Annotated in this window: 17 protein-coding genes; 11 read left to right on the top strand and 6 right to left on the bottom strand. The window is 70.5% G+C overall.

Features of this window, described 5'->3' with window-relative positions; genetic code table 11:
- The first annotated feature begins 19 nt into the window (after window positions 1-19).
- The 11 genes from nuoE to recQ all read left to right on the top strand — a co-directional run bounded on the left by nuoE (window position 20) and on the right by recQ (window position 15,124).
- Window positions 20-844, top strand: a complete 825-nt coding sequence (gene nuoE / locus ACFYSH_RS01715) for an NADH-quinone oxidoreductase subunit NuoE (protein WP_359465603.1) — start codon at window positions 20-22, stop codon at window positions 842-844.
- Complete coding sequence (gene nuoF, locus ACFYSH_RS01720; RefSeq protein WP_359465314.1) at window positions 844-2,217, top strand: NADH-quinone oxidoreductase subunit NuoF; 1,374 nt, start codon at window positions 844-846, stop codon at window positions 2,215-2,217. Before nuoE ends, nuoF begins: the two co-directional genes overlap by 1 nt.
- Window positions 2,214-4,721: an NADH-quinone oxidoreductase subunit G gene (locus ACFYSH_RS01725; protein ID WP_388750290.1), complete on the top strand. Its 2,508-nt coding sequence runs from the start codon at window positions 2,214-2,216 to the stop codon at window positions 4,719-4,721. Before nuoF ends, ACFYSH_RS01725 begins: the two co-directional genes overlap by 4 nt.
- Window positions 4,718-6,136, top strand: coding sequence for an NADH-quinone oxidoreductase subunit NuoH (gene nuoH, locus ACFYSH_RS01730; protein ID WP_388750293.1), 1,419 nt, complete (start codon window positions 4,718-4,720; stop codon window positions 6,134-6,136). The genes ACFYSH_RS01725 and nuoH overlap by 4 nt, the downstream gene beginning before the upstream one ends.
- On the top strand, window positions 6,087-6,725 hold the full coding sequence (gene nuoI, locus ACFYSH_RS01735; protein ID WP_359465310.1) for an NADH-quinone oxidoreductase subunit NuoI: 639 nt from the start codon (window positions 6,087-6,089) through the stop codon (window positions 6,723-6,725). Before nuoH ends, nuoI begins: the two co-directional genes overlap by 50 nt.
- The gene (locus ACFYSH_RS01740; RefSeq protein WP_359465309.1) at window positions 6,722-7,576 is read left to right on the top strand and encodes an NADH-quinone oxidoreductase subunit J; all 855 of its coding nucleotides are present in this window, start codon (window positions 6,722-6,724) and stop codon (window positions 7,574-7,576) included. Before nuoI ends, ACFYSH_RS01740 begins: the two co-directional genes overlap by 4 nt.
- Window positions 7,573-7,872, top strand: coding sequence for an NADH-quinone oxidoreductase subunit NuoK (nuoK, locus tag ACFYSH_RS01745; protein ID WP_033297526.1), 300 nt, complete (start codon window positions 7,573-7,575; stop codon window positions 7,870-7,872). The genes ACFYSH_RS01740 and nuoK overlap by 4 nt, the downstream gene beginning before the upstream one ends.
- Before the next feature lie 12 nt (window positions 7,873-7,884).
- Complete coding sequence (nuoL, locus tag ACFYSH_RS01750; RefSeq protein ID WP_388750298.1) at window positions 7,885-9,780, top strand: NADH-quinone oxidoreductase subunit L; 1,896 nt, start codon at window positions 7,885-7,887, stop codon at window positions 9,778-9,780.
- A 4-nt stretch (window positions 9,781-9,784) separates the two neighbouring features.
- Window positions 9,785-11,356 (top strand): NADH-quinone oxidoreductase subunit M, encoded by a 1,572-nt coding sequence (locus ACFYSH_RS01755; RefSeq protein ID WP_388750300.1) that lies wholly within the window; start codon window positions 9,785-9,787, stop codon window positions 11,354-11,356.
- Window positions 11,353-13,017, top strand: a complete 1,665-nt coding sequence (gene nuoN, locus ACFYSH_RS01760; protein ID WP_359465303.1) for an NADH-quinone oxidoreductase subunit NuoN — start codon at window positions 11,353-11,355, stop codon at window positions 13,015-13,017. The genes ACFYSH_RS01755 and nuoN overlap by 4 nt, the downstream gene beginning before the upstream one ends.
- A 115-nt stretch (window positions 13,018-13,132) precedes the next feature.
- Complete coding sequence (recQ, locus tag ACFYSH_RS01765; RefSeq protein WP_359465302.1) at window positions 13,133-15,124, top strand: DNA helicase RecQ; 1,992 nt, start codon at window positions 13,133-13,135, stop codon at window positions 15,122-15,124.
- 16 nt (window positions 15,125-15,140) lie between these two features.
- Here the strand turns inward: recQ and ACFYSH_RS01770 are convergent, their stop codons facing one another.
- The 6 genes from ACFYSH_RS01770 to ACFYSH_RS01795 all read right to left on the bottom strand — a co-directional run bounded on the left by ACFYSH_RS01770 (window position 15,141) and on the right by ACFYSH_RS01795 (window position 21,789).
- A complete protein-coding gene (locus tag ACFYSH_RS01770) occupies window positions 15,141-15,749 on the bottom strand; it encodes a Uma2 family endonuclease (protein WP_359465300.1) in 609 nt (202 codons plus the stop codon).
- 85 nt (window positions 15,750-15,834) lie between these two features.
- Window positions 15,835-18,558 (bottom strand): fumarate reductase/succinate dehydrogenase flavoprotein subunit, encoded by a 2,724-nt coding sequence (locus tag ACFYSH_RS01775; protein ID WP_388750304.1) that lies wholly within the window; start codon window positions 18,556-18,558, stop codon window positions 15,835-15,837.
- 11 nt (window positions 18,559-18,569) lie between these two features.
- Entirely contained in the window at window positions 18,570-19,316 is a 747-nt protein-coding gene (locus tag ACFYSH_RS01780) for an ABC transporter ATP-binding protein (RefSeq protein WP_388750306.1), read from the bottom strand.
- Complete coding sequence (locus tag ACFYSH_RS01785) at window positions 19,313-20,176, bottom strand: ABC transporter permease (protein ID WP_359465296.1); 864 nt, start codon at window positions 20,174-20,176, stop codon at window positions 19,313-19,315. Before ACFYSH_RS01785 ends, ACFYSH_RS01780 begins: the two co-directional genes overlap by 4 nt.
- Complete coding sequence (locus ACFYSH_RS01790; protein ID WP_359465295.1) at window positions 20,173-21,546, bottom strand: ABC transporter substrate-binding protein; 1,374 nt, start codon at window positions 21,544-21,546, stop codon at window positions 20,173-20,175. The genes ACFYSH_RS01785 and ACFYSH_RS01790 overlap by 4 nt, the downstream gene beginning before the upstream one ends.
- Window positions 21,547-21,561: 15 nt before the next feature.
- A complete protein-coding gene (locus ACFYSH_RS01795; RefSeq protein WP_033297536.1) occupies window positions 21,562-21,789 on the bottom strand; it encodes a ferredoxin family protein in 228 nt (75 codons plus the stop codon).
- Between the last annotated feature and the right edge of the window lie 18 nt (window positions 21,790-21,807).

Raw genomic sequence — 21,807 nt, forward strand, 5'->3', positions numbered from 1 at the left:
CCGAGAAGTCAGCCTGGGGATGCCGCAGCTCCCCGCCCCCGCCTACCCGGCCGACGTGCTCGCCCGGCTCGAGGCGGACGCGAAGGAGGTGATCGCGCGCTACCCCGACAGCCGCTCCGCGCTGCTGCCGCTGCTGCACCTGGTGCAGTCGGAGGAAGGGTTCGTCTCCCGTACGGGCATGGCGTTCTGCGCCGACCAGCTCGGCCTCACCACCGCCGAGGTCACCGCGGTCGCCACCTTCTACACGATGTACCGCCGCCGGCCGAGCGGTGACTACCAGGTCGGGGTCTGCACCAACACCCTCTGCGCGGTCATGGGCGGCGACGCCATCTTCGACCGGCTCAAGGAGCACCTGGGCGTCGGCGACGACGGGTCCGACATGACGACTGACGACGGCAAGGTCACCCTCGAACACATCGAGTGCAACGCGGCCTGCGACTTCGCGCCCGTCGTGATGGTCAACTGGGAGTTCTTCGACAACCAGACGCCCGAGAGCGCGACGCGGATCGTCGACGACCTGATCGCCGGCCGCACCGTCGAGCCCACCCGTGGCGCGCCCCTCTGCACCTACAAGGAGACCGCCCGGATCCTGGCCGGCTTCCCCGACGCGCGCCCCGGCGCCGTCGAGGCGAGCGGTGGGGCGGGCGCCGCCTCACTGATCGGGCTGAAGCTCGCCAAGGGCGAGGCCGTCCCGCAGGCCCGGGTGGTCGGCCCGCGCGGCGAAGCCCCGCGCGAACGCCCCCAGAAGGGCGCCGAGCACCTGAGCTCGCACGACGCACCGCAGCAGACCTCGGCCTCCGACCCCGAGCACCCGGCCGGGCCCGCAGCCGAGGAGGGGGAGTGATGACGTTGGCAGCCGAGATCGGAAAGAACGGGACCAGCCCGGAGAAGCTCCTGGCACCCGTCCTCTCCTCCTTCTGGGACGAGCCGGAGTCCTGGACCCTGGACACCTACCACCGGCACGACGGGTACGAGGGCCTGCGCAAGGCGCTGGCCATGTCGCCGGACGACCTCATCGCGTACGTCAAGGACTCCGGTCTGCGCGGACGCGGAGGCGCCGGCTTCCCCACCGGGATGAAGTGGCAGTTCATCCCTCAGGGCGACGGCAAGCCGCACTACCTCGTGGTCAACGCCGACGAGTCGGAGCCCGGGACCTGCAAGGACATCCCGCTCCTCTTCGCGAACCCGCACAGCCTCATCGAGGGCATCGTGATCGCCTGCTACGCGATCCGGTCGTCGCACGCCTTCATCTACCTGCGCGGTGAAGTCGTCCCCGTGCTGCGGAGGCTGCACGAAGCGGTACGTGAAGCGTACGAGGCGGGTTATCTGGGGACGAACGTCCTGGGTTCGGGACTCGACCTGACACTCACGGTGCACGCGGGCGCCGGCGCGTACATCTGTGGAGAGGAGACCGCGCTGCTCGACTCGCTCGAAGGACGACGCGGCCAGCCCCGGCTCCGTCCCCCCTTCCCCGCGGTCGCCGGTCTGTACGCCTGTCCCACCGTCGTGAACAACGTCGAGTCCATCGCCTCGGTTCCCGCGATCCTGAACCGGGGCAAGGACTGGTTCAAGTCGATGGGCAGCGAGAAGTCCCCGGGCTTCACGCTGTACTCGCTCAGCGGGCACGTCACCAGCCCCGGCCAGTACGAGGCCCCGCTCGGCATCACCCTGCGCCAGCTGCTCGACATGAGCGGCGGCATGCGGGCCGGGCACCGCCTGAAGTTCTGGACCCCCGGCGGCTCCTCCACCCCGATGTTCACCGAGGAGCACCTCGACGTCCCCCTCGACTACGAGGGCGTCGGCGCCGCCGGGTCCATGCTCGGCACCAAGGCGCTGCAGTGCTTCGACGAGACCACCTGTGTGGTGCGGGCCGTCACCCGCTGGACCGAGTTCTACGCCCACGAGTCCTGCGGCAAGTGCACGCCGTGCCGTGAGGGCACCTACTGGCTCGTCCAGCTGCTCCGCGACATCGAAAGCGGGGACGGCGTCCCAAGCGACCTCGACAAGCTCAACGACATCGCCGACAACATCAACGGCAAGTCCTTCTGCGCCCTCGGCGACGGCGCCGCCTCGCCGATCTTCTCCTCGCTGAAGTACTTCCGCGAGGAGTACGAGCAGCACATCACCGGCAAGGGCTGCCCCTTCGACCCCGCCAGGTCGACCCTCTGGGCCGACGACAAGGACGACAAGAACGCTCACCGGGGGGTGAACGCATGACAGTCACCACGAGTGCGCCCTCCGGGGGCGGCGAGGCGGCCGTTCCGCCCGAGGACCTCGTCACGCTCACGATCGACGGCATCGAGATCAGCGTGCCCAAGGGCACCCTGGTCATCCGCGCCGCCGAACTCCTCGGCATCGAGATCCCACGCTTCTGCGACCACCCGCTCCTCGATCCGGCCGGCGCCTGCCGGCAGTGCATCGTCGAGGTCGAGGGCCAGCGCAAACCGATGGCGTCCTGCACCATCACGTGCACCGACGGGATGGTCGTGAAGTCGCAGATCACCTCGCCCGTCGCGGAGAAGGCCCAGAAGGGGGTGATGGAGCTCCTGCTCATCAACCACCCGCTGGACTGCCCGGTCTGCGACAAGGGCGGCGAGTGCCCCCTGCAGAACCAGGCGATGTCGCACGGCGGCGCGGACTCCCGCTTCGACGGGAGGAAGCGCACCTTCGAGAAGCCCGTCCCCATCTCCACCCAGGTGCTGCTGGACCGCGAGCGGTGCGTGCTCTGCGCACGCTGCACCCGGTTCTCCAACCAGGTGGCGGGCGACCCGATGATCGAGCTGATCGAGCGCGGCGCGCTCCAGCAGGTCGGTACCGGCGAGGGTGACCCCTTCGAGTCGTACTTCTCCGGCAACACCATCCAGATCTGTCCGGTCGGGGCACTGACCTCGGCGGCGTACCGCTTCCGCTCCCGGCCCTTCGACCTGGTGTCGGCGCCTTCGGTGTGCGAACACTGCGCCGGCGGCTGCGCGACCCGGACCGACCACCGGCGCGGCAAGGTCATGCGGCGGCTCGCCGCAAACGACCCCGAGGTCAACGAGGAGTGGCTCTGCGACAAGGGCCGCTTCGGTTTCCGCTACGCCCAGCAGCGCGACCGGCTCACCATTCCGCTGGTACGCAACGCGGACGGCGTCCTGGAGCCGGCGAGCTGGCCCGAGGCGCTGGAGGCCGCGGCGGCCGGTCTCTCGGGGGCGCGCGGCAGGACCGGTGTGCTCACCGGTGGCCGGCTGACCGTCGAGGACGCCTACGCGTACAGCAAGTTCGCGCGGGTCGCCCTCGACACCAACGACATCGACTTCCGGGCCCGCGTCCACAGCGGTGAGGAAGCCGACTTCCTGGCGGCGCGCGTCGCCGGGCGCGGGCGCGATCTGGACGGCGGTGGGATCACGTACACCGCGCTGGAGAAGGCACCGGCCGTCCTGCTGGCCGGCTTCGAGTCCGAGGAGGAGGCACCCGGCGTCTTCCTGCGGCTGCGGAAGGCCTTCCGTAAGCGAGGACAGCGGACGTTCGCGCTCGCCTCGCACGCAAGCCGGGGCCTGGAGAAGGCGGGCGGCACCCTGCTCCCCGCCGCCCCCGGCACCGAGACCGAGTGGCTGGACGCCCTCGCGGGCGGGGTCGGCCTGGAGGGTGACGGAGCCGTCGCGGCCGAAGCGCTGCGCGGCGAGGGCGCCGTGATCGTCGTGGGCGAGCGACTCGCCGGGGTGCCCGGCGGACTGACCGCCGCGGTGCGCACCGCGGCGGCGACCGGCGCCGCGCTGGTGTGGATCCCGCGCAGGGCAGGCGAACGCGGTGCACTGGAGGCGGGCGCGCTCCCGTCGCTGCTGCCCGGCGGCCGGCCCGCGACGGACCCCCGGGCACGCGAGGAGGTGGCGTCCCTCTGGGGCGTCGCCCGGCTCCCGTCCCGCTTCGGCCGGGACACCGGCCAGATCGTGGAGGCCGCGGCCACCGGCGAGCTGGCCGCGCTGCTGGTCGCGGGGGTCGACCCCGAGGACCTGCCCGATCCGGCACGCGCCCTGGAGGCGCTGGACGAGGTGGGCTTCCTGGTCTCGCTGGAGCTGCGCCCCGGCGCGGTCACCGAGCGCGCCGACGTGGTCCTGCCCGTCGCGGCCGTCCCGGAGAAGCCCGGCACCTTCCTCAACTGGGAGGGCAGGGCGCGGATGTTCGAGGCCGCACTGAAGCCCGAACAGTTGCCGAGGACGCTCTGCCCGACCGACGCACGTGTGCTGCACATGCTGGCCGACGCCCTCGACGTACACCTCGGACTGCCCGACCTGCGGGCGGCCCGCCGTGAGCTGGACCGGCTCGGCGGCTGGCAGGGCGGCCACGCCGACGACCCGCGGGCGACGTCCCGCCCGGTGCCCAGGCCCGGCGACGGCGAGGCGGTCCTCGCGGGCCACCGGATGCTCCTCGACCGGGGGCGGCTCCAGGAGGGCGACGAGGCGCTGGCCGGTACGAGGCACGCGGCTGTCGCCCGGCTCTCCCCGGCCACCGCCGCCGAGTCCGGAGTGAAGGACGGCGATCTGCTGGCCGTCACCGGACCTGCCGGCAGCGCCGAACTCCCGCTGGTGGTCACCGAGATGCCGGACCGGGTGGTGTGGGTTCCCCTCAACTCCGTCGGCCGGGGCGTCCCCGCCGACACCGGCGCCCAGCCGGGCGGACTGGTCCGGATCGGTCCGGCCGCCCCGGGTTCCCACGTCGTGACAACGGAGGTAGGAGAGTGACCGGCCTCGCCCAACTCGCCACGGCACCGCAGAGCGCCGTCCTCGCAGCCGAGGACCTCTCGATGTTCGGCACGGACCCGTGGTGGCTCGTCGCCGTCAAGGCCGTGTTCTGCTTCGCGTTCCTGATGGTGACCGTGCTGTTCTCCATCGTGTGGGAGCGCAAGGTCGTCGCCTGGATGCAGCTGCGCATCGGCCCCAACCGGCACGGTCCCTGGGGCATGCTCCAGTCGCTCGCCGACGGCATCAAGCTGATGCTGAAGGAAGACGTCGTCGTCAAACGGGCCGACAAGGTCGTCTACATCCTGGCCCCGATCGTCGCCGCCGCACCGGCGTTCATGGCGATCGCCGTGATCCCGTTCGGCCCGGCCGGCAACGAGGTCTCGATCTTCGGCCACCGCACGACGATGCAGCTGACCGACCTCCCGATCGCGATGCTCTACATCCTCGCGGTCGCCTCCGTCGGCATCTACGGCATCGTGCTGGCCGGCTGGTCCTCCGGATCGACGTATCCGCTGCTCGGCGGTCTGCGTTCCTGCGCCCAGATGATCAGCTACGAGATCGCGATGGGCGCCGCGTTCGCCTCGGTGTTCCTCTACTCGGGCTCGATGTCGACGTCGGAGATCGTGGCGGCGCAGGAGGACCGCTGGTTCATCCTCCTGCTGCCGGTCTCCTTCATCATCTACATCGTCACGATGGTCGGCGAGACGAACCGCGCCCCGTTCGACATGCCGGAGTCCGAGGGCGACCTCGTCGGCGGCTTCAACACCGAGTACTCCTCGATCAAGTTCGCGATGTTCATGCTCGCCGAGTACGTCAACATGGTCACCGTCTCCGCGGTCTCCGTGACCCTGTTCCTGGGCGGCTGGCGGGCTCCGTACCCGATCAGCACCTTCTGGGAGGGTGCGAACCACGGCTGGTGGCCGATGCTCTGGTTCGTCCTCAAGGTCCAGTTGCTCCTCTTCTTCTTCATCTGGCTGCGCGGCACGCTGCCCCGCGTCCGCTACGACCAGCTGATGAAGCTCGGCTGGAAGGTCCTGATCCCGGTCTCCGTGGTCTGGCTGATGCTGGTCGCCACCGTCAGGGCCCTCAACAACGAGGGCTACGACTACACGAGCATCCTGCTGTACGTCGCCGGGGCCGTGATCGCGGTCCTGCTGGTCTCCTTCGTCGCCGACACGTTCCGCGACCGGAAGGCCAAGGCGGCGGAGGCGGCGGCCGCCCCGGAGCCGGCGTTCGACCCGATGGCGGGCGGGTTCCCCGTGCCGCCGCTGCCCGGCCAGGCCGTGCCGCCGGTGCCGCGACGCAGGCCACGACGGGAGCGGGAACTCGTCGTCAGTGGTGGGCCGGATACCCGGAGTGACGACCATGTGGGTGCCGGAAGTTCGAGTGACGGAAGGGAGGCTGACGGTGTCTGAGTCATCAGAACCCTCAGGGGAGAAGTTCCAGAATCCTGTGGCCGGCTTCGGCGTGACCTTCAAGGCCATGTTCAAGAAGCGGCTGACCGAGCAGTATCCGGAGACGCAGAAGGTGACGGCGCCGCGCTTCCACGGCCGGCACCAGCTCAACCGTCACCCGGACGGGCTGGAGAAGTGCGTCGGCTGCGAGCTCTGCGCCTGGGCGTGTCCGGCGGACGCGATCTACGTGGAGGGCGCGGACAACACCGACGAGGAGCGCTATTCACCGGGCGAGCGCTACGGCCGGGTCTACCAGATCAACTACGCGCGCTGCATCCTGTGCGGACTGTGCATCGAGGCGTGCCCCACCCGGGCGCTGACCATGACCAATCAGTTCGAGCTGGCCAACACCACCCGCGAGAGCCTCATCTACACCAAGGACGAGCTGCTCGCGGGGCTCGACGAAGGCATGGTCGACAGCCCCCACGCGCTCTTCCCCGGCATGGACGAACAGGACTACTACCGAGGTCTGGTGACCGCTGCCGCCCCCGGCACGGAGCGCCAGACCGCCGTGTCCCAGGGAGAAGCGGACAAGGAGGTGGACGCATGACCTCCACCCTGGCCGCGGCGGCCACCGCCACCTCGACGGGCGAAGCCGTCCAGTTCTGGATCCTCGGCACGGTCGCCGTCATCGGCGCACTCTCCACCGTCCTGATGAAGAAGGCGGTGCACAGCGCGCTGTCGCTCGCCGGCACCATGATCGTGCTGGCGGTCTTCTACCTCGCCAACGGTGCCTATTTCCTGGGCATCGTCCAGGTCGTCGTCTACACCGGCGCGATCATGATGCTGTTCCTCTTCGTGGTCATGCTCGTGGGCGTCACGGCGGCGGACTCGCTGAAGGAGACGCTCAAGGGCCAGCGCTGGCTGGCCGCCGCATGCGGACTCGGCTTCGGCATCCTGCTGATCGCCGGTATCGGACAGGCGTCCCTGCAGACCTTCAACGGCCTGGGGACGGCGAACGCCCTGCACGGCGGCAACGTCGAGGGCCTCGCCAACCTCATCTTCACCAAGTACGTGTTCGCCTTCGAGATCACCGGCGCCCTGCTGATCACGGCGACCGTCGGCGCGATGCTGCTCACGCACCGCGAGCGCACCGAGCGCGCCAAGACACAGCGTGAGCTCTCCCAGGAGCGGGTGCGCAGCAGCCACCTGCCGCCGCTGCCGGCTCCCGGTGTCTACGCCCGGCACAACGCCGTGGACATCGCCGGACTGCTCCCGGACGGCACCCCGTCCGAGCTCACCGTCATGCAGACACTGCGGCGGCGCGGACAGATCCGCGACGTGTCCCGCGAGTCGCTCGCCGACCTCAAGGCGCTGGAGCAGCGCTCCGGGGAGCGGCTCGGCCGTGACGGCGCACCAGCCCGTGACCACGCGGATGAAGAGGAGGAGGTCGCCAAGTGAATCCGGTCAACTACCTCTACCTCGCGGCCCTTTTGTTCACGATCGGCGCCTCCGGTGTGCTGATCAGGCGGAACGCGATCGTGGTGTTCATGTGCATCGAGCTGATGCTCAACGCCTGCAACCTCGCGCTCGTCGCGTTCTCCCGGATGCACGGCAATCTCGACGGCCAGATCATCGCGTTCTTCACGATGGTCGTCGCCGCCGCGGAGGTCGTCATCGGGCTCGCGATCATCGTGTCGCTGTTCCGTTCCCGCCACTCGGCCTCGGTCGACGACGCCAGCCTGATGAAGCTGTAAGGGGTCGGAATCGTGGAAAACCTGATTGCGCTGCTGGTCGCGGCGCCCCTGCTCGGAGCGGCGGTCCTGCTCTGCGGCGGCCGGCGGCTCGACCGGGCGGGACACTGGATCGGCACGGTGCTCGCCGCCGCGTCGTTCGTCATCGGTGTCGTGCTCTTCACCGACATGCTCGGCAGGGGCGCCGAGGACCGCGCCCTGCACCAGCATCTGTACAGCTGGATCCCCGTCGAGGGGTTCCAGGCCGACGTGGCCTTCCAGCTCGACCAGTTGTCGATGACGTTCGTCCTGCTGATCACGGGTGTGGGCACGCTGATCCACATCTACTCCATCGGTTACATGGAGCACGACGAGCGCCGCCGCCGCTTCTTCGGCTATCTGAACCTGTTCCTCGCGGCGATGCTCGTCCTGGTCATCGCCGACAACTACCTGCTCCTGTACGTCGGGTGGGAGGGCGTCGGCCTGGCGTCGTACCTGCTCATCGGCTTCTGGCAGCACAAGCCCAGCGCGGCCACCGCCGCCAAGAAGGCCTTCCTGGTCAACCGGGTCGGTGACATGGGCCTGTCCATCGCGATCATGCTGATGTTCACCACCTTCGGTACGTTCGCCTTCGGGCCGGTGCTCGAGGCGACGGGGGACACGAGTGAGGGCAAGCTCACCGCGATCGGCCTGATGCTGCTCCTCGCCGCCTGCGGCAAGTCGGCACAGGTGCCGCTGCAGTCCTGGCTCGGTGACGCGATGGAGGGCCCGACCCCGGTCTCGGCCCTGATCCACGCCGCCACCATGGTGACCGCGGGCGTCTACCTCATCGTCCGCTCCGGCGCGATCTTCAACGGGGCGCCGGACGCCCAACTGGTCGTCGTGGTCGTCGGAGCCGTCACGCTCCTCTTCGGTGCGATCGTCGGTTGCGCGAAGGACGACATCAAGAAGGCCCTCGCCGGGTCGACGATGTCGCAGATCGGCTACATGATCCTCGCCGCGGGCCTCGGCCCCATCGGCTACGTCTTCGCGATCATGCACCTGGTGACGCACGGCTTCTTCAAGGCCGGGCTCTTCCTCGGCGCCGGTTCGGTCATGCACGGCATGAACGACGAGGTCGACATGCGGAAGTACGGCGGGCTGCGGAAGTTCATGCCGGTCACCTTCGTCACCTTCGGCCTCGGCTACCTCGCGATCATCGGCTTCCCCGGTCTGTCCGGCTTCTTCTCCAAGGACATGATCATCGAGGCGGCCTTCGCCAAGGGCGGCACCGAGGGCTGGATCCTCGGCTCCGTCACTCTGCTGGGCGCCGCGATCACCGCCTTCTACATGACGCGCGTGATGCTGCTGACCTTCTTCGGCGAGAAGCGCTGGCAGCCGGACGCCGAGGGCCACCCGCCGCATCCGCACGAGTCACCGAAGTCCATGACGATCCCGATGATCGTGCTGGCCTTCGGGTCGGTCTTCGCCGGAGGCTTCTTCTCCATCGGCGACCGCTTCATGCACTGGCTGGAGCCCGTCACCGGACACGACCACGGGCACGCCCCGGTCAGCGCGACCACCGTCACCACCGCCACCATGGTGGTGCTCGTCATCGGTGTCGCCATCGCCTGGGTCATGTACGGGCGCAAGCCCGTCCCCGTCGTCGCCCCGCGCGGCTCCCTGCTCACCAGGGCGGCCCGCCGCGACCTCCTCCAGGACGACTTCAACCACGTGGTCCTGGTCCGCGGCGGCGAACACCTCACCCGCTCCCTGGTCTACGTCGACCACACCCTGGTCGACGGCGTCGTCAACGGCACGGCCGCGTCGATGGGCGGGCTCTCCGGCCGGCTGCGCAAGCTGCAGAACGGCTACGCCCGCTCCTACGCGGTCTCGATGTTCGGCGGTGCGGCGGTACTCATCGCCGTGACCCTGCTGATGAGGGCGGTCTGATCCCATGTCCTTTCCCCTCCTGACAGCGACGGCTGCGCTCCCGGCGATCGGCGCGATCGCCACCGCCGCCGTCCCGGCCGCCCGGCGCACCACGGCCAAGTGGCTCGCCCTGGCCGTCTCGCTGGCTACGCTCGTCCTGGCCGGCGTCGTGTTCGCCCGCTTCGAACCGGGCGGCGACCGCTACCAGCTCACCGAATCGCACGCGTGGATCAAGGACTTCGGCGTCCGCTACGAACTGGGCGTCGACGGCATCGGGGTGGCGCTGCTCGCGCTCACCGCGCTGCTGATCCCCTTCGTCATCCTCGCGGGCTGGCATGACGCGGACCCCCACGGGGAGACCACCTCCCGCTGGCGGCCGACCCAGGGATTCTTCGCCCTGATCCTGATGGTCGAAGCGATGGTGGTCCTCTCGTTCGTCGCCACCGACGTCTTCCTCTTCTACATCCTCTTCGAAGCCATGCTCATCCCGATGTACTTCCTCATCGGCGGCTTCGGAGACCGGGCGCACGCGGGCAGCGACGAGAACGCGGCGGCGCAGCGCAGCTACGCAGCGGTGAAGTTCCTCCTCTACAACCTGGCCGGCGGCCTCATCATGCTGGCCGCCGTCATCGGGCTCTACGTCGTCGCGGGGAGCTTCTCGCTCGCGGAGATCGCCGAGGCCCGTGCCAACGGTTCGCTGGACATGGCGACCTCCACCGAACGGTGGCTGTTCCTCGGTTTCTTCTTCGCCTTCGCGGTGAAGGCCCCGCTGTGGCCGCTGCACACCTGGCTGCCGAACGCCATGGGGGAGGCGACCACACCCGTGGCCGTCCTGATCACCGCGGTCGTCGACAAGGTCGGCACCTTCGCGATGCTCCGCTTCTGCCTCCAGCTGTTCCCTGAGGCCAGCAAGTGGGCGACGCCGGTGATCATCGTCCTGGCGCTGGTCTCCATCATCTACGGCGCCCTGCTCGCCGTGGGCCAGCGCGACATCAAGCGGCTCATCGCCTACGCGTCGATCTCGCACTTCGGCTTCATCGTGCTCGGCATCTTCGCGATGACCAGCCAGGGCCAGTCGGGCGCCACGCTCTACATGGTCAATCACGGTCTCTCGACGGCCGCGCTGATGCTGGTCGCCGGATTCCTGATCACCCGGCGCGGCTCGCGGCTCATCGCCGACTACGGCGGAGTGCAGAAGGTGGCGCCCGTCCTGGCGGGAACCTTCCTCGTCGGCGGTCTGGCCACCCTGTCGCTGCCCGGCCTCGCGCCGTTCGTCAGCGAGTTCCTGGTCCTGGTCGGCGCGTTCAGCGCGTACCCGGTGGCCGGCATCGTCGCCACCGTCGGCATCGTGCTCGCCGCGCTCTACGTCCTCGTCCTCTACCAGCGGACGATGACCGGACCGGTCAGGGAGGGGATCGGGGGCATGCCCGACCTCAAGGTCCGTGAGCTGGCGGTGGCCCTTCCGCTGATCGCCCTGCTGATCTTCCTGGGCGTCTTCCCGAAGCCGGTCACCGACGTCGTCGACCCGGCGGTGCAGCACACCATGCAGGACGTACAGAAGAAGGACCCCCAGCCCGAGGTGGAGGCCGCCAAGTGAGCGCAACAGCTGTCCACAGTCTGTGGACGACGGCGGGCGGGGTGACATCGGCCGCCCCGGGCGACAGGTTCACCGCTCCGACCATCGAGTACGCCCAACTGGCACCCGTCCTGATCGTGGTCGGCGCCGCCGTTCTCGGCATCCTTGTGGAGGCCTTCGTCCCCCGACGGGCCCGCTACACCACCCAGGTGTTCCTGACGGTCGTCGCCATCGCCGCCGCGTTCGCCGCGGTGGTGGGGCTCGCCGCCGACGGGTACGCCACGGACAACGCACACATCGCCGCGATGGGCGCCGTCGCCGTCGACGGGCCCGCCCTGTTCCTCCAGGGCACCATCCTGCTCGTCTCCATGGTCTCCGTCTTCACGTTCGCCGAGCGGCGCCTCGACCCGGCCTCGCACGGTAACCGGGTGGACTCCTTCGCGGCCCAGGCCGGTTCGGTGCCCGGCAGTGACAGCGAGAAGGCGGCGGTCAAGGCCGGGTTCACCACGACCGAGGTCTTCCCGCTCGCCCTCTTCTCCGTGGCGGGCATGCTGGTCTTCCCCGCGGCCAACGACCTTCTGACGCTCTTCATCGCGCTCGAGGTGTTCTCCCTCCCGCTCTACCTCCTGTGTGCCGTCGCCCGCCGCAAGCGGCTGATGTCACAGGAAGCCGCCGTGAAGTACTTCCTGCTCGGTGCCTTCTCCTCGGCCTTCCTGCTCTTCGGGATCGCCCTGCTCTACGGATACGCGGGGACCGTCTCCTACGCGGGCATCGCACGCGTCGTCGACGGCACCGTCCAGCAGATCGACCCGGCGCTCGCCTCCACCATGGGCAACGACGCGCTGTTGCTGATCGGCGGGGCGATGATCCTGACGGGCCTGCTCTTCAAGGTCGGCGCGGTCCCGTTCCACATGTGGACCCCGGACGTCTACCAGGGAGCCCCGACCCCGGTCACCGGCTTCATGGCGGCGGCCACGAAGGTCGCCGCGTTCGGCGCGCTGCTGCGTCTGCTGTACGTGGTGCTGCCGGGTCTCACCTGGGACCTGCGCCCCGTCATGTGGGGTGTCGCGATCGTCACGATGCTGGGCGGGGCGATCGTCGCGATCACCCAGACCGACATCAAGCGGCTCCTGGCCTACTCCTCGATCGCGCACGCGGGCTTCATCCTCGCGGGTGTCATCGCCGCCAGTCCGGAGGGAATCTCCTCGGTCCTCTTCTACCTGGCGGTGTACTCCTTCGTGACGGTCGGTGCCTTCGCCGTCGTCACCCTCGTGCGGGACGCGGGCGGAGAGGCGACCCATCTGTCGAAGTGGGCCGGTCTCGGCCGGCGCTCGCCGCTCACCGCGGCGGTCTTCGCCGTGTTCCTGCTGTCCTTCGCCGGTATCCCGCTCACCTCGGGCTTCTCCGGCAAGTTCGCCGTCTTCAAGGCGGCGGCGGACGGTGGTGCGAGCGGCCTCGTCGTGGTCGGTGTGATCTCGTCGGCCATCGCCGCGTTCTTCTACATCAGGGTCATCGTCCTGATGTTCTTCAGCGAGCCGAAGGCGGACGGGCCGACGGTCGCCGTCCCGTCCCCGCTGACGATGACCACGATCGCGGTCGGAGTCGCCGTGACCCTGGTGCTCGGCCTGGCCCCGCAGTACTTCCTCGACCTGGCGAGCCAGGCGGGTGTGTTCGTGCGGTGACGACGTGAGCGTGGCGACGCCGGACGGCCTTGGAAATGTCAAGGCCGTCCGGCGTTGTCGTAGGGGGCGCCTATGGTTGCCGGTGACGGGTGAAGACGGACGGACGGGCGCGACCATGAGTGTGACGACCGAGAGCGCCGCGCAGCAGACGCTGCACCGGGTGTTCGGGTACGAGACGTTCCGCGGCGAGCAGGGCGCGGTGATCGAGCACGTCGTCGAGGGCGGCGACGCGGTCGTGCTCATGCCCACCGGCGGCGGCAAGTCCCTCTGTTACCAGATCCCCGCCCTGGTCAGGCCCGGTACCGGCATCGTGATCTCGCCGCTGATCGCACTCATGCAGGACCAGGTGGACGCCTTGCGCGCGCTCGGTGTCCGCGCGGGCTTCATGAACTCCACGCAGGACTTCGACGAGCGCCGCTCGATGGAGGCCCAGTACGTCGCGGGCGAGCTCGACGTCCTGTATCTGGCTCCGGAGCGGCTGCGCCTCGACTCGACGCTGTCGCTGCTGGCCCGCGGCGAGATCTCCGTCTTCGCCATCGACGAGGCGCACTGCGTCGCCCAGTGGGGCCACGACTTCCGCCCCGACTACCTGGCCCTGTCCGTGCTGGGCGAGCGCTGGCCCGATGTGCCCCGTATCGCGCTGACGGCCACGGCGACCGACGCCACGCACCGGGAGATCACCCAGCGCCTGGGCATGCCCGAGGCCAAGCACTTCGTGGCCAGCTTCGACCGTCCCAACATCCAGTACCGCATCGTGGGGAAGTCCGACCCGAAGAAGCAGCTGCTCACCTTCCTCAAGGAGGAGCACGCGGGGGACGCCGGCATCGTCTACTGCCTCTCGCGCAACTCGACGGAGAAGACCGCCGAGTACCTCTGCCGTCACGGCATCGAGGCCGTGCCCTACCACGCGGGCCTGGACGCGGCGACGCGCGCCGCCCACCAGTCTCGTTTCCTGCGCGAGGAGGGACTGGTCGTCGTCGCGACCATCGCCTTCGGTATGGGCATCGACAAGCCCGACGTGCGCTTCGTCGCCCACCTCGACCTGCCGAAGTCCGTCGAGGGCTACTACCAGGAGACGGGCCGCGCGGGGCGTGACGGGGCACCGTCCACGGCATGGATGGCGTACGGCCTCCAGGACGTCGTCCAGCAGCGCAAGCTGATCCAGAGCGGTGAGGGCGACGAGGCCTTCCGGCGCCGTGCCGCCTCGCACCTCGACTCCATGCTGGCGCTCTGCGAGACCGTCCAGTGCCGCCGTGCCCAGCTCCTGACGTACTTCGGCCAGGAGCCCGGAGAGCAGGCTTGCGGCAACTGCGACACCTGCCTCACCCCGCCCGAGACCTGGGACGGCACGGTGGCCGCCCAAAAGCTGCTGTCCACGGTGGTCCGGCTGAAGCGGGAGCGGAACCAGAAGTTCGGGGCCGGGCAGATCATCGACATCCTGCTGGGCCGCAGGACCGCGAAGGTCATCCAGTTCGACCATGACCAGCTCTCGGTCTTCGGTATCGGCGAGGAGCTGGCCGAGGCGGAGTGGCGTGGTGTGGTGCGCCAGCTGCTGGCGCAGGGGCTGCTCGCCGTCGAAGGGGAGTACGGCACGCTGGTGCTGACCGAGGAGAGCGGTTCCGTGCTCGGCCGGGAGCGCGAGGTGCAGCTCCGCAAGGAGCCGAAGCGGCCCACGACCCGGTCGTCGTCCGGCGGCGAGCGCAAGGCGAAGTCCGCCGCAGCGGTGGCCGACCTTCCGGCGGAGGCCGTCCCGGTCTTCGAGGCACTGCGCGCCTGGCGCGGCGCCCAGGCCAAGGAGCTGGGCCTCCCGGCGTACGTGATCTTCCACGACGCGACCCTGCGGGAGATCGCCGCGCTGCGTCCTGGGTCGCTGGCGGAGCTGGGCGGGGTCAGCGGACTCGGGGAGAAGAAGCTCGCGACGTACGGCGAAGGGGTGCTGGAGGTGCTGGCGGGGCTGGGAGAAGCGGCCCCCGCCGCCGCTCCGGACGCGGAAACGGCCCCCGCGCCCGCCGCTCCGGCCCCGGCCAAGGCTTCACCGGCCGGGCCCGCTGTCCAGGCCGTGGACCCGGAGTTCGGCTGGGACGAGGAGCCGCCCGAGTTCGAGTGAGCCGGGGCCGCGCGCCTTATCGGGGGTCCGCCGCCCGGCGGCGGGAGACGATCGCGGTCAGGTCGAGATCGACGGGAAAGGGTGTGGAGATCTTCATCCGGTCGTGGAAGATCCCCGTGGACGTGTAAGCACCGGTCGCGGGCTCCAGCTCGAAGACGTAGACGACCGCCCGGCCGTCCTGGTTCTCCACCCGCCAGTAGTGCGGGATCCTCGCCCGCGCGTACTTCACGGGCTTGGTCTCCCGGTCACGGGTGACGGACTCGTCGGACACGACCTCGATCGCGAGCAGCACACTGCTCGCGGGGAACCGTGTCTGCCGCAGGCTCTCGACCGCGTCCGCGCGCACCACGACGACATCGGGTTCCGGCCGGTTCTGGAAGTCGACGTCGATGGTGAACTCGCGAAAGACTTCCAGGTCGAGCGGTGCGAGCGACTGCAACTGCCACTTCACGTAGTCGATCGCACGCTCATGGAAAACGGTCTGCGGACTCACGAAAACAAGGCTCCCGTCGATCAGCTCCGTGTGCGGAGGCAGATTCGGGAGTGTGTCCAGGTCATCGGCGGTCCAGCCGCCCACGGGCGGGACCGCCCACCGCGGCTCGGGGGCCTCGGGTTCGATGCTCATCAGTGCTCCCATACGAAGGAGTCTCGCGGGTCCGGCCAGCGTATCCGGCGAGAACCGATCATGGCCGCCCACACGTGTGAGCGAGTCATGCGCCGTTGACCAGCGCACCCCTGGCCGCATAAGCACGCACGTCCGCGTCCGGGTCGGTGAGCACCCGGGCAAGGGCCTCCCGGGCGGCATCGTGGGACGTGTGGTGGAGCAGGGCCAGGACCGCGGCCTTACGGACGTCGGCGTTCGGGTCCCCCAGAACCTCCGCCAGGGCCGCGACAGCCGGACCCGGGTCCGCTGACGAGAGCGCCGTCGCCGCCCCCGCCCGGACCTGCCAGGCCGGATCGGAGAGGGCCGCGACCGCCGTAGCGGCGTAGGCGGCCGGGCACCCCGTGGCCGACAGAGCCGCCAGGGCCGCCGCCCGCACCAGCAGGTCCGGGTCCGACAGGAGCGGGGCCAGTCGCTCCGGGCCGGGGGACCGCGTGGCCGCAAGGCCCTTCGCGACGGCCACCCGGACCTCCCGGGACGGGTCGGTCACGGCTGCGGCCAGCGCCCCGGCCGCGTCCACCGAGACCAGCGCGCTGACCGTGTGGATGCGTACGTCGATGTCGGGGTCGCCCAGCGTTCCCGCGTACAGCTCCGCGTCGCCCAGCCGCAGCGCCCGCAGGGTGTCCAGCGCCGTGGCCCGGACCACCGGGTCGTCCGAGCGCAGGGCCGCCACCAGCGGCTCGCGCAGGGCCGGTTCGGCCGGCAGCACCTCGACCAGTTCCCGCAGGGAAGCGGCAGCCGCCGCACGCACCGACGGGGCGGGGTCCGCGAGCGTCGCCGCCAGCGCGGGCCCCGCGCCCTCCAAAGTCGCCTCGGTGAGCGTGGCCACGGCGGCCCGACGGACACCAGGGTCCGCATCCGCGAGATACGGCGCGAGGTCCGGCAGCTCCGGTTGCTCCTCCGCCAGCGCGAGGAGTTCGAGGATGCGGGGGGAGGGGCCGCCCGACGCGGAGGCGCAGGCCCCGGCGCGCACGGTCTCCGCGGAACCGGAGGAGGGGGCCGACTCCCGCGCCCCCGCCGTCGCGACCTGCTCCGCCTCGACCTGGCCGAGCTCCCGTGAGGGCCCGCCCACCGGGTCGTATCCGTCCACCGGCACGAGGTACGGCGCCACCGGCCGCGCGGTGAACTCCATCGCGCCCGAAGCCGACTTGCGCAGGTCGAGGTGGTGGAACCAGTCCGTGTCATCGCGCTCCGGATGGTCCGTACGCTCGTGGTACAGACCCCAGCGTGATTCCGTGCGGGCCAGCGAGGAGCGCGCCGCCATCTCCGCGCAGTCCCGGATGAAGCTCACCTCAGCGCACCGCATCAACTCGTGCGGAGTCGTCGCCCCCATCTCCGCGATGTCCGTGCGCATCCGCTCGAAGTGCTCCAGCGCGAGCGAGAGCCGGGCCCCCGACTTCGGAGGGGCCACGTAGTCGTTCACGAAGCGGCGCAGCTTGTACTCGACCTGGGGCTGCGGCGGCCCCTCCGGGTTGCGCAGCGGCCGGTAGACCAGCTCGTGGGCCTCGCGCAGCTGACCGGCGGGCAGTTCGCCCTCGTACGCCGTGTACTGCGAGGCGTCGGCGCCCGCCAGATCGCCGTAGACGAACGCGCCGATCATGTAGTTGTGCGGGACGCAGGCCAGGTCCCCGGCCGCGTACAGGCGCGGCACCGTCGTGCGCGCCTGGTCGTCGACGCGGACCCCGGAGGCCGAGTGCCCGCCGCACAGACCGATCTCGGAGATGTGCATCTCGATGTCGTGGGTGCGGTAGTCGTGGCCCCGGTTCGCGTGGAACGTGCCGCGCGTCGGCCGTTCCGTGGAGTGCAGGATGCCCTCAAGGGCGCTGACGGACTCCTCGGGCAGGTGGCTCAGTTTCAGGTACACCGGCCCCCGGTCGGAGGCGACCTCCGCCGCGAACTCGGACATCATCTGTCCCGACCAGTAGTCGGAGTCGACGAACCGCTCGCCGTGCCTGTTCACCTGGTAGCCGCCGAAGGGATTGGCGACGTAGGCGCAGGCCGGCCCGTTGTAGTCCTTGATCAGCGGGTTGATCTGGAAGCACTCGATACCGGTCAGCTCGGCGCCCGCGTGGTACGCCATCGCGTAGCCGTCACCCGCGTTGGTGGGGTTCTCGTACGTGCCGTAGAGGTACCCCGACGCGGGCAGGCCGAGCCGCCCGCAGGGGCCGGTGGCCAGGACGACCGCCCCGGCGCGGACCACGACGAACGCTCCCGTACGGGTGTTGAAGGCAGCCGCGCCGATCGCCCGGCCGTCGTCGCCGGTGAGGACGCGGACCGGCATCACCCGGTTCTCGATCCGGATCCGCTCCCGCATCTCCCGGCGCCGCAACTGCCGGTAGAGGACCTTCTTGACGTCCTTGCCCTCGGGCATCGGCAGCACGTACGAGCCGGAGCGGTGCACCTGCCGGACGGCGTACTCCCCGTGCTCGTCCTTCTCGAACTTCACCCCGTACGACTCCAGCCGCCGCACCATCCCGTATCCGCGCTCCGCGGTCCGGCGGACGGTGGACTGGTCGACGATGCCGTCGTTGGCGCGGGTGATCTCCGCGACGTAGTCGTCGGGTTCGGCCCGGCCCGGGATCACGGCGTTGTTCACCCCGTCCATGCCCATGGCGAGGGCGCCGGAGTGCCGGACGTGCGCCTTCTCCAGCAGCAGGACGGAGGCGCCGTGCTCGGCGGCGGTGAGCGCGGCCATCGTGCCGGCCGTGCCGCCCCCGACGACCAGCACGTCGCAGGAGAGTTCCTCGGCGTCGGCGAGGGCGGGGATCTGCACGGTCGGGCCTTTCAGTGGGTGGGGGTGAGCGATTCGAGGACCTCGCGGCGCAGCGCGACGGTCGCCGGGTCGGTGTGCGCGGCGCGTTCGCGCGGACGAGGTACGTCCAGGACGCGTCCGGTGGGCAGCAGCGCGACCCGGTCGCCGAGGAACAGCGCCTCGTCCACGTCGTGCGTGACGAAGACGACCGTGGCGCCCCTGCCCCGGAGGACGTCGACGAGAAGCTGCTGCATCCCGGCCCTGGTCTGGGCGTCCAGCGCCCCGAAGGGTTCGTCCATCAGGACCGCGCGCGGCTCGGCGGCCAGGGCGCGGGCCAGCTGGACCCGCTGGCGCTGACCGCCGGAGATGCGGTGCGGGAGCTTCGCCCCGTGGGCGTCCAGGCCGACCCGGGCCAGCCAGTCCTCGGCGTGCGTCCGGCGTCGGGCCCGTGGGATGCCCGCGATGGCCAGGGGGAGTTCGACGTTGGCCCGCACCGTGCGCCAGGGCAGCAGCGCGTCGTCCTGGAAGACGAGGGCCCGCTCGGCGTGGGGTGCGGTGATCGCGTCGCCGTCCTGGGTGACCTCGCCGCCGAGGGCGGGCAGCAGCCCGGCCAGGGTGCGCAGCAGCGTGGACTTGCCGCAGCCGGACGGGCCGACGACGGCCAGGATCTCGCCGGGTACGACGTCGAGGTCGATGCCGTCGAGCACCGGGGCCCCGGCCCGGCCGAGCACGGCACCGCGCAGGGTCAGCCGGACGCCCGGGGAAGTGGTCGTGGTCATGGGCGCACCCGCTCCTTCGCCAGGGGGACCGGCGCCGCCGGGGGCGCGGCCGGGTTCCGGTGCCGTACGGGGGACGGAGGACGGCTGTCCTCCGTGCGCGGCAGCCACCGGGTGAGCCGGCGGCCGAGCAGCTCCACCGCCGTGGAGGTGATCCACCCGAGCAGGCCGATCGTGGCCATGCCGACGAAGACCCCCGGATAGTCGACGACCGTGTAGTCCTGCCAGGTGCGGTAGCCGACCCCGTACTCGCCGGAGATCATCTCCGCGGAGATCACACAGATCCACGACACCCCCATGCCGACGGAGAGCCCGCCGAGGATGCCGGGGAGCGCGCCGGGCAGGACGACGGAGCCGATGATCCGCCACCGGCCGCCCCCCATGGTCAGGACCGCCTCCTCCCACACCGGGGTGAGCGCCCGCACCGCGTGCCGGGTGGAGACCATGACGGGGAAGAACGCGGCGGTGCAGGTGATGAAGACGATGCCCTGCTCGTTGCTGGGGAAGAGCAGGATCGCGACGGGCACCAGGGCGATCGCCGGAACCGGGCGTATCACCTCCAGGACGGGCCCCAGCAGGTCCGAGACGACCCGGGACCGCGCGACGGCCGTGCCGACCGTGATGCCGAGGACGGCGGCCAGGGAGAAGCCGGTGACGATCCTGGTCAGGCTGTCGGTGAGGTCCTGCCAGTACGCGTCGCTGCCGAGCCGGTCCCCGAACGCCCGGGCCACGTCGGTGACCGTGGGGAACTGTTCGAAACGCAGCCACAGGTTTACGTCGTAGGAGGTCAGCAGCTGCCAGATGCCGAGCGCGGCCACCAGTGACAGCACCCGCAGCGCGAGGGACCACCGCCGCGCCCTCATGAGGGGCGGGCCAGGTCGAGCGCGGTGGCGTACGGGACGATGCGTGCGCCGGGATGCGCGGCGACGTCGGCGCGGGCCGCGGACCCGGTGACGTACGGCCTCAGCTCCGGCCCGTCCGACACCCAGACCGCGCGGTCCGCGAACCACAGGGTCCCGGTGCCCGCGTCGGGGACGTACGCGGCGCGGAGCCGGTCCTTGTGCCCGGCGGCGTAGCGCAGGACCTCCGCGGAGGTGGCGAAGGCCGACGTGCTGTCCTCGCCCTTCAGCCACACCTCGCCACCGCGTGCGGCGGGCGGGCCGGCGGCCCGTGCCTTCGCGTAGGCGGAGCCGTGCACCCGCTTCACGTACTGCTCGTCGACGAACGCGTCGACGTCCACATCCCCGACCAGTTTCGCCGAACGCAGCACCGGGACGTCCTTCTTGAGCGCCGCCACCAGCGCGGGCTTCACCGTCGTGTCGAACGTGGCGATGCCCTGGGCGCCGTTGTAGAGGTGGACGACCTCGGCCGGCAGTCCCGTCGCCTTCGCCACCGACTCCGAGGCCGCCACCGGATGCTCGTGCAGATACTCCGTCGCACGGCCCTGCGCCCGGAGGAAGTCCTCCAGCACGGCGGGCCGGTCCTTCGCGAAGTCCTCGACCACGGTGACCCCGTGGAAGGTGGGGAGATTCAGCTCCGCCCCGTCGTAGAGGGCCTTCGCCCGGCCCTGGAAGGCCAGCAGCCCCGGCCACGCCACGAACTGCGAGAGCGCGTCGGCGCTGCCGGCCTGGAGGGCCGACGCCCCCACCGCAGGCTGCTGGTTGAGCTTGCGGATGTCCTTCTCCGGGTCGAGGCCGGCCTGCTGGAGCGCGCGGACGAGTGTTCCGTCGGCAGCCGAGCCGACGCTCGTGGAGACCTTCTTGCCCTGTAGGTCCTTCAACGAGCCGAGAGGCGAATCCGGGGCGGTCACCACGGTGTTGAGACCGCCCCGAAGGTTGTATCCGGTGACGGAGACCAGCTTGGTCGGACGGTTCAGCTGCTTGCCGCGTGCCGCGTTGATCAGCAGCGGGAAGTCGCCCATCGAGCCGATGTCGATCTTCCCCGCCGTCATCTGGGCGGTGATCGGGGCGCCGGTCGCGTAGTCCTGCCACTTCACCTCGTACGTGACGCCGTCCCGCTCGCCCCGGGCGCGCAGCTCGTCCTCGAAGTAGCCGAGCGAGCGCAGCAGGGTGCCCGCCGTGACGGTGTTGATGGTCCTGGACTGGTATCCGACGGTCACCGTGACCGTGCCGTCGTCACCCGCGCCCGCCTCGCCACCGCAGCCCGCCATGAGCGGGACGAGCAGCGCGGAGGCCAGCAGGGCCCCGGCAGTACGGCTTGCCGTGCGTCGCATGGGAGGTGGTGCCTTTCACCGGAGGAGGTAGGGCATGTTGACCGTGACCGCGTCGGTGGGACACCGGGCCGCGCACGGGCCGCAGTACCAGCACTCGTCGACGTGCATGTACGCCTTGCCGCTGTCCGGGTGGATGGCGAGGGAATCGAGCGGGCACATGTCGACGCAGAGGGTGCAGCCGTCGATGCACTTGGACTCGTCGATGGTCACGGGCACATCGGCCCGCTGGGGCGCCAGAGGCATGGCGGTCTCCAGGAAAGA

Origin of the sequence: Streptomyces sp. NPDC005791 (assembly GCF_042871485.1) — a bacterium.
Taxonomy (GTDB): domain Bacteria; phylum Actinomycetota; class Actinomycetes; order Streptomycetales; family Streptomycetaceae; genus Streptomyces.

What these genes read in the sequence shown, in the direction of transcription:
- ACFYSH_RS01725 (WP_388750290.1), top strand. Translation starts at nt 2,214, where the DNA reads ATGACAGTCACCACGAGTGCGCCCTCCGGGGGCGGCGAGGCGGCCGTT.
- ACFYSH_RS01795 (WP_033297536.1), bottom strand. Translation starts at nt 21,789, where the DNA reads ATGCCTCTGGCGCCCCAGCGGGCCGATGTGCCCGTGACCATCGACGAG.
- ACFYSH_RS01785 (WP_359465296.1), bottom strand. Translation starts at nt 20,176, where the DNA reads ATGAGGGCGCGGCGGTGGTCCCTCGCGCTGCGGGTGCTGTCACTGGTG.
- nuoI (WP_359465310.1), top strand. Translation starts at nt 6,087, where the DNA reads ATGTGGGTGCCGGAAGTTCGAGTGACGGAAGGGAGGCTGACGGTGTCT.
- ACFYSH_RS01770 (WP_359465300.1), bottom strand. Translation starts at nt 15,749, where the DNA reads ATGAGCATCGAACCCGAGGCCCCCGAGCCGCGGTGGGCGGTCCCGCCC.
- recQ (WP_359465302.1), top strand. Translation starts at nt 13,133, where the DNA reads ATGAGTGTGACGACCGAGAGCGCCGCGCAGCAGACGCTGCACCGGGTG.
- ACFYSH_RS01740 (WP_359465309.1), top strand. Translation starts at nt 6,722, where the DNA reads ATGACCTCCACCCTGGCCGCGGCGGCCACCGCCACCTCGACGGGCGAA.
- nuoE (WP_359465603.1), top strand. Translation starts at nt 20, where the DNA reads ATGCCGCAGCTCCCCGCCCCCGCCTACCCGGCCGACGTGCTCGCCCGG.
- ACFYSH_RS01780 (WP_388750306.1), bottom strand. Translation starts at nt 19,316, where the DNA reads ATGACCACGACCACTTCCCCGGGCGTCCGGCTGACCCTGCGCGGTGCC.
- ACFYSH_RS01755 (WP_388750300.1), top strand. Translation starts at nt 9,785, where the DNA reads ATGTCCTTTCCCCTCCTGACAGCGACGGCTGCGCTCCCGGCGATCGGC.
- nuoF (WP_359465314.1), top strand. Translation starts at nt 844, where the DNA reads ATGACGTTGGCAGCCGAGATCGGAAAGAACGGGACCAGCCCGGAGAAG.
- ACFYSH_RS01790 (WP_359465295.1), bottom strand. Translation starts at nt 21,546, where the DNA reads ATGCGACGCACGGCAAGCCGTACTGCCGGGGCCCTGCTGGCCTCCGCG.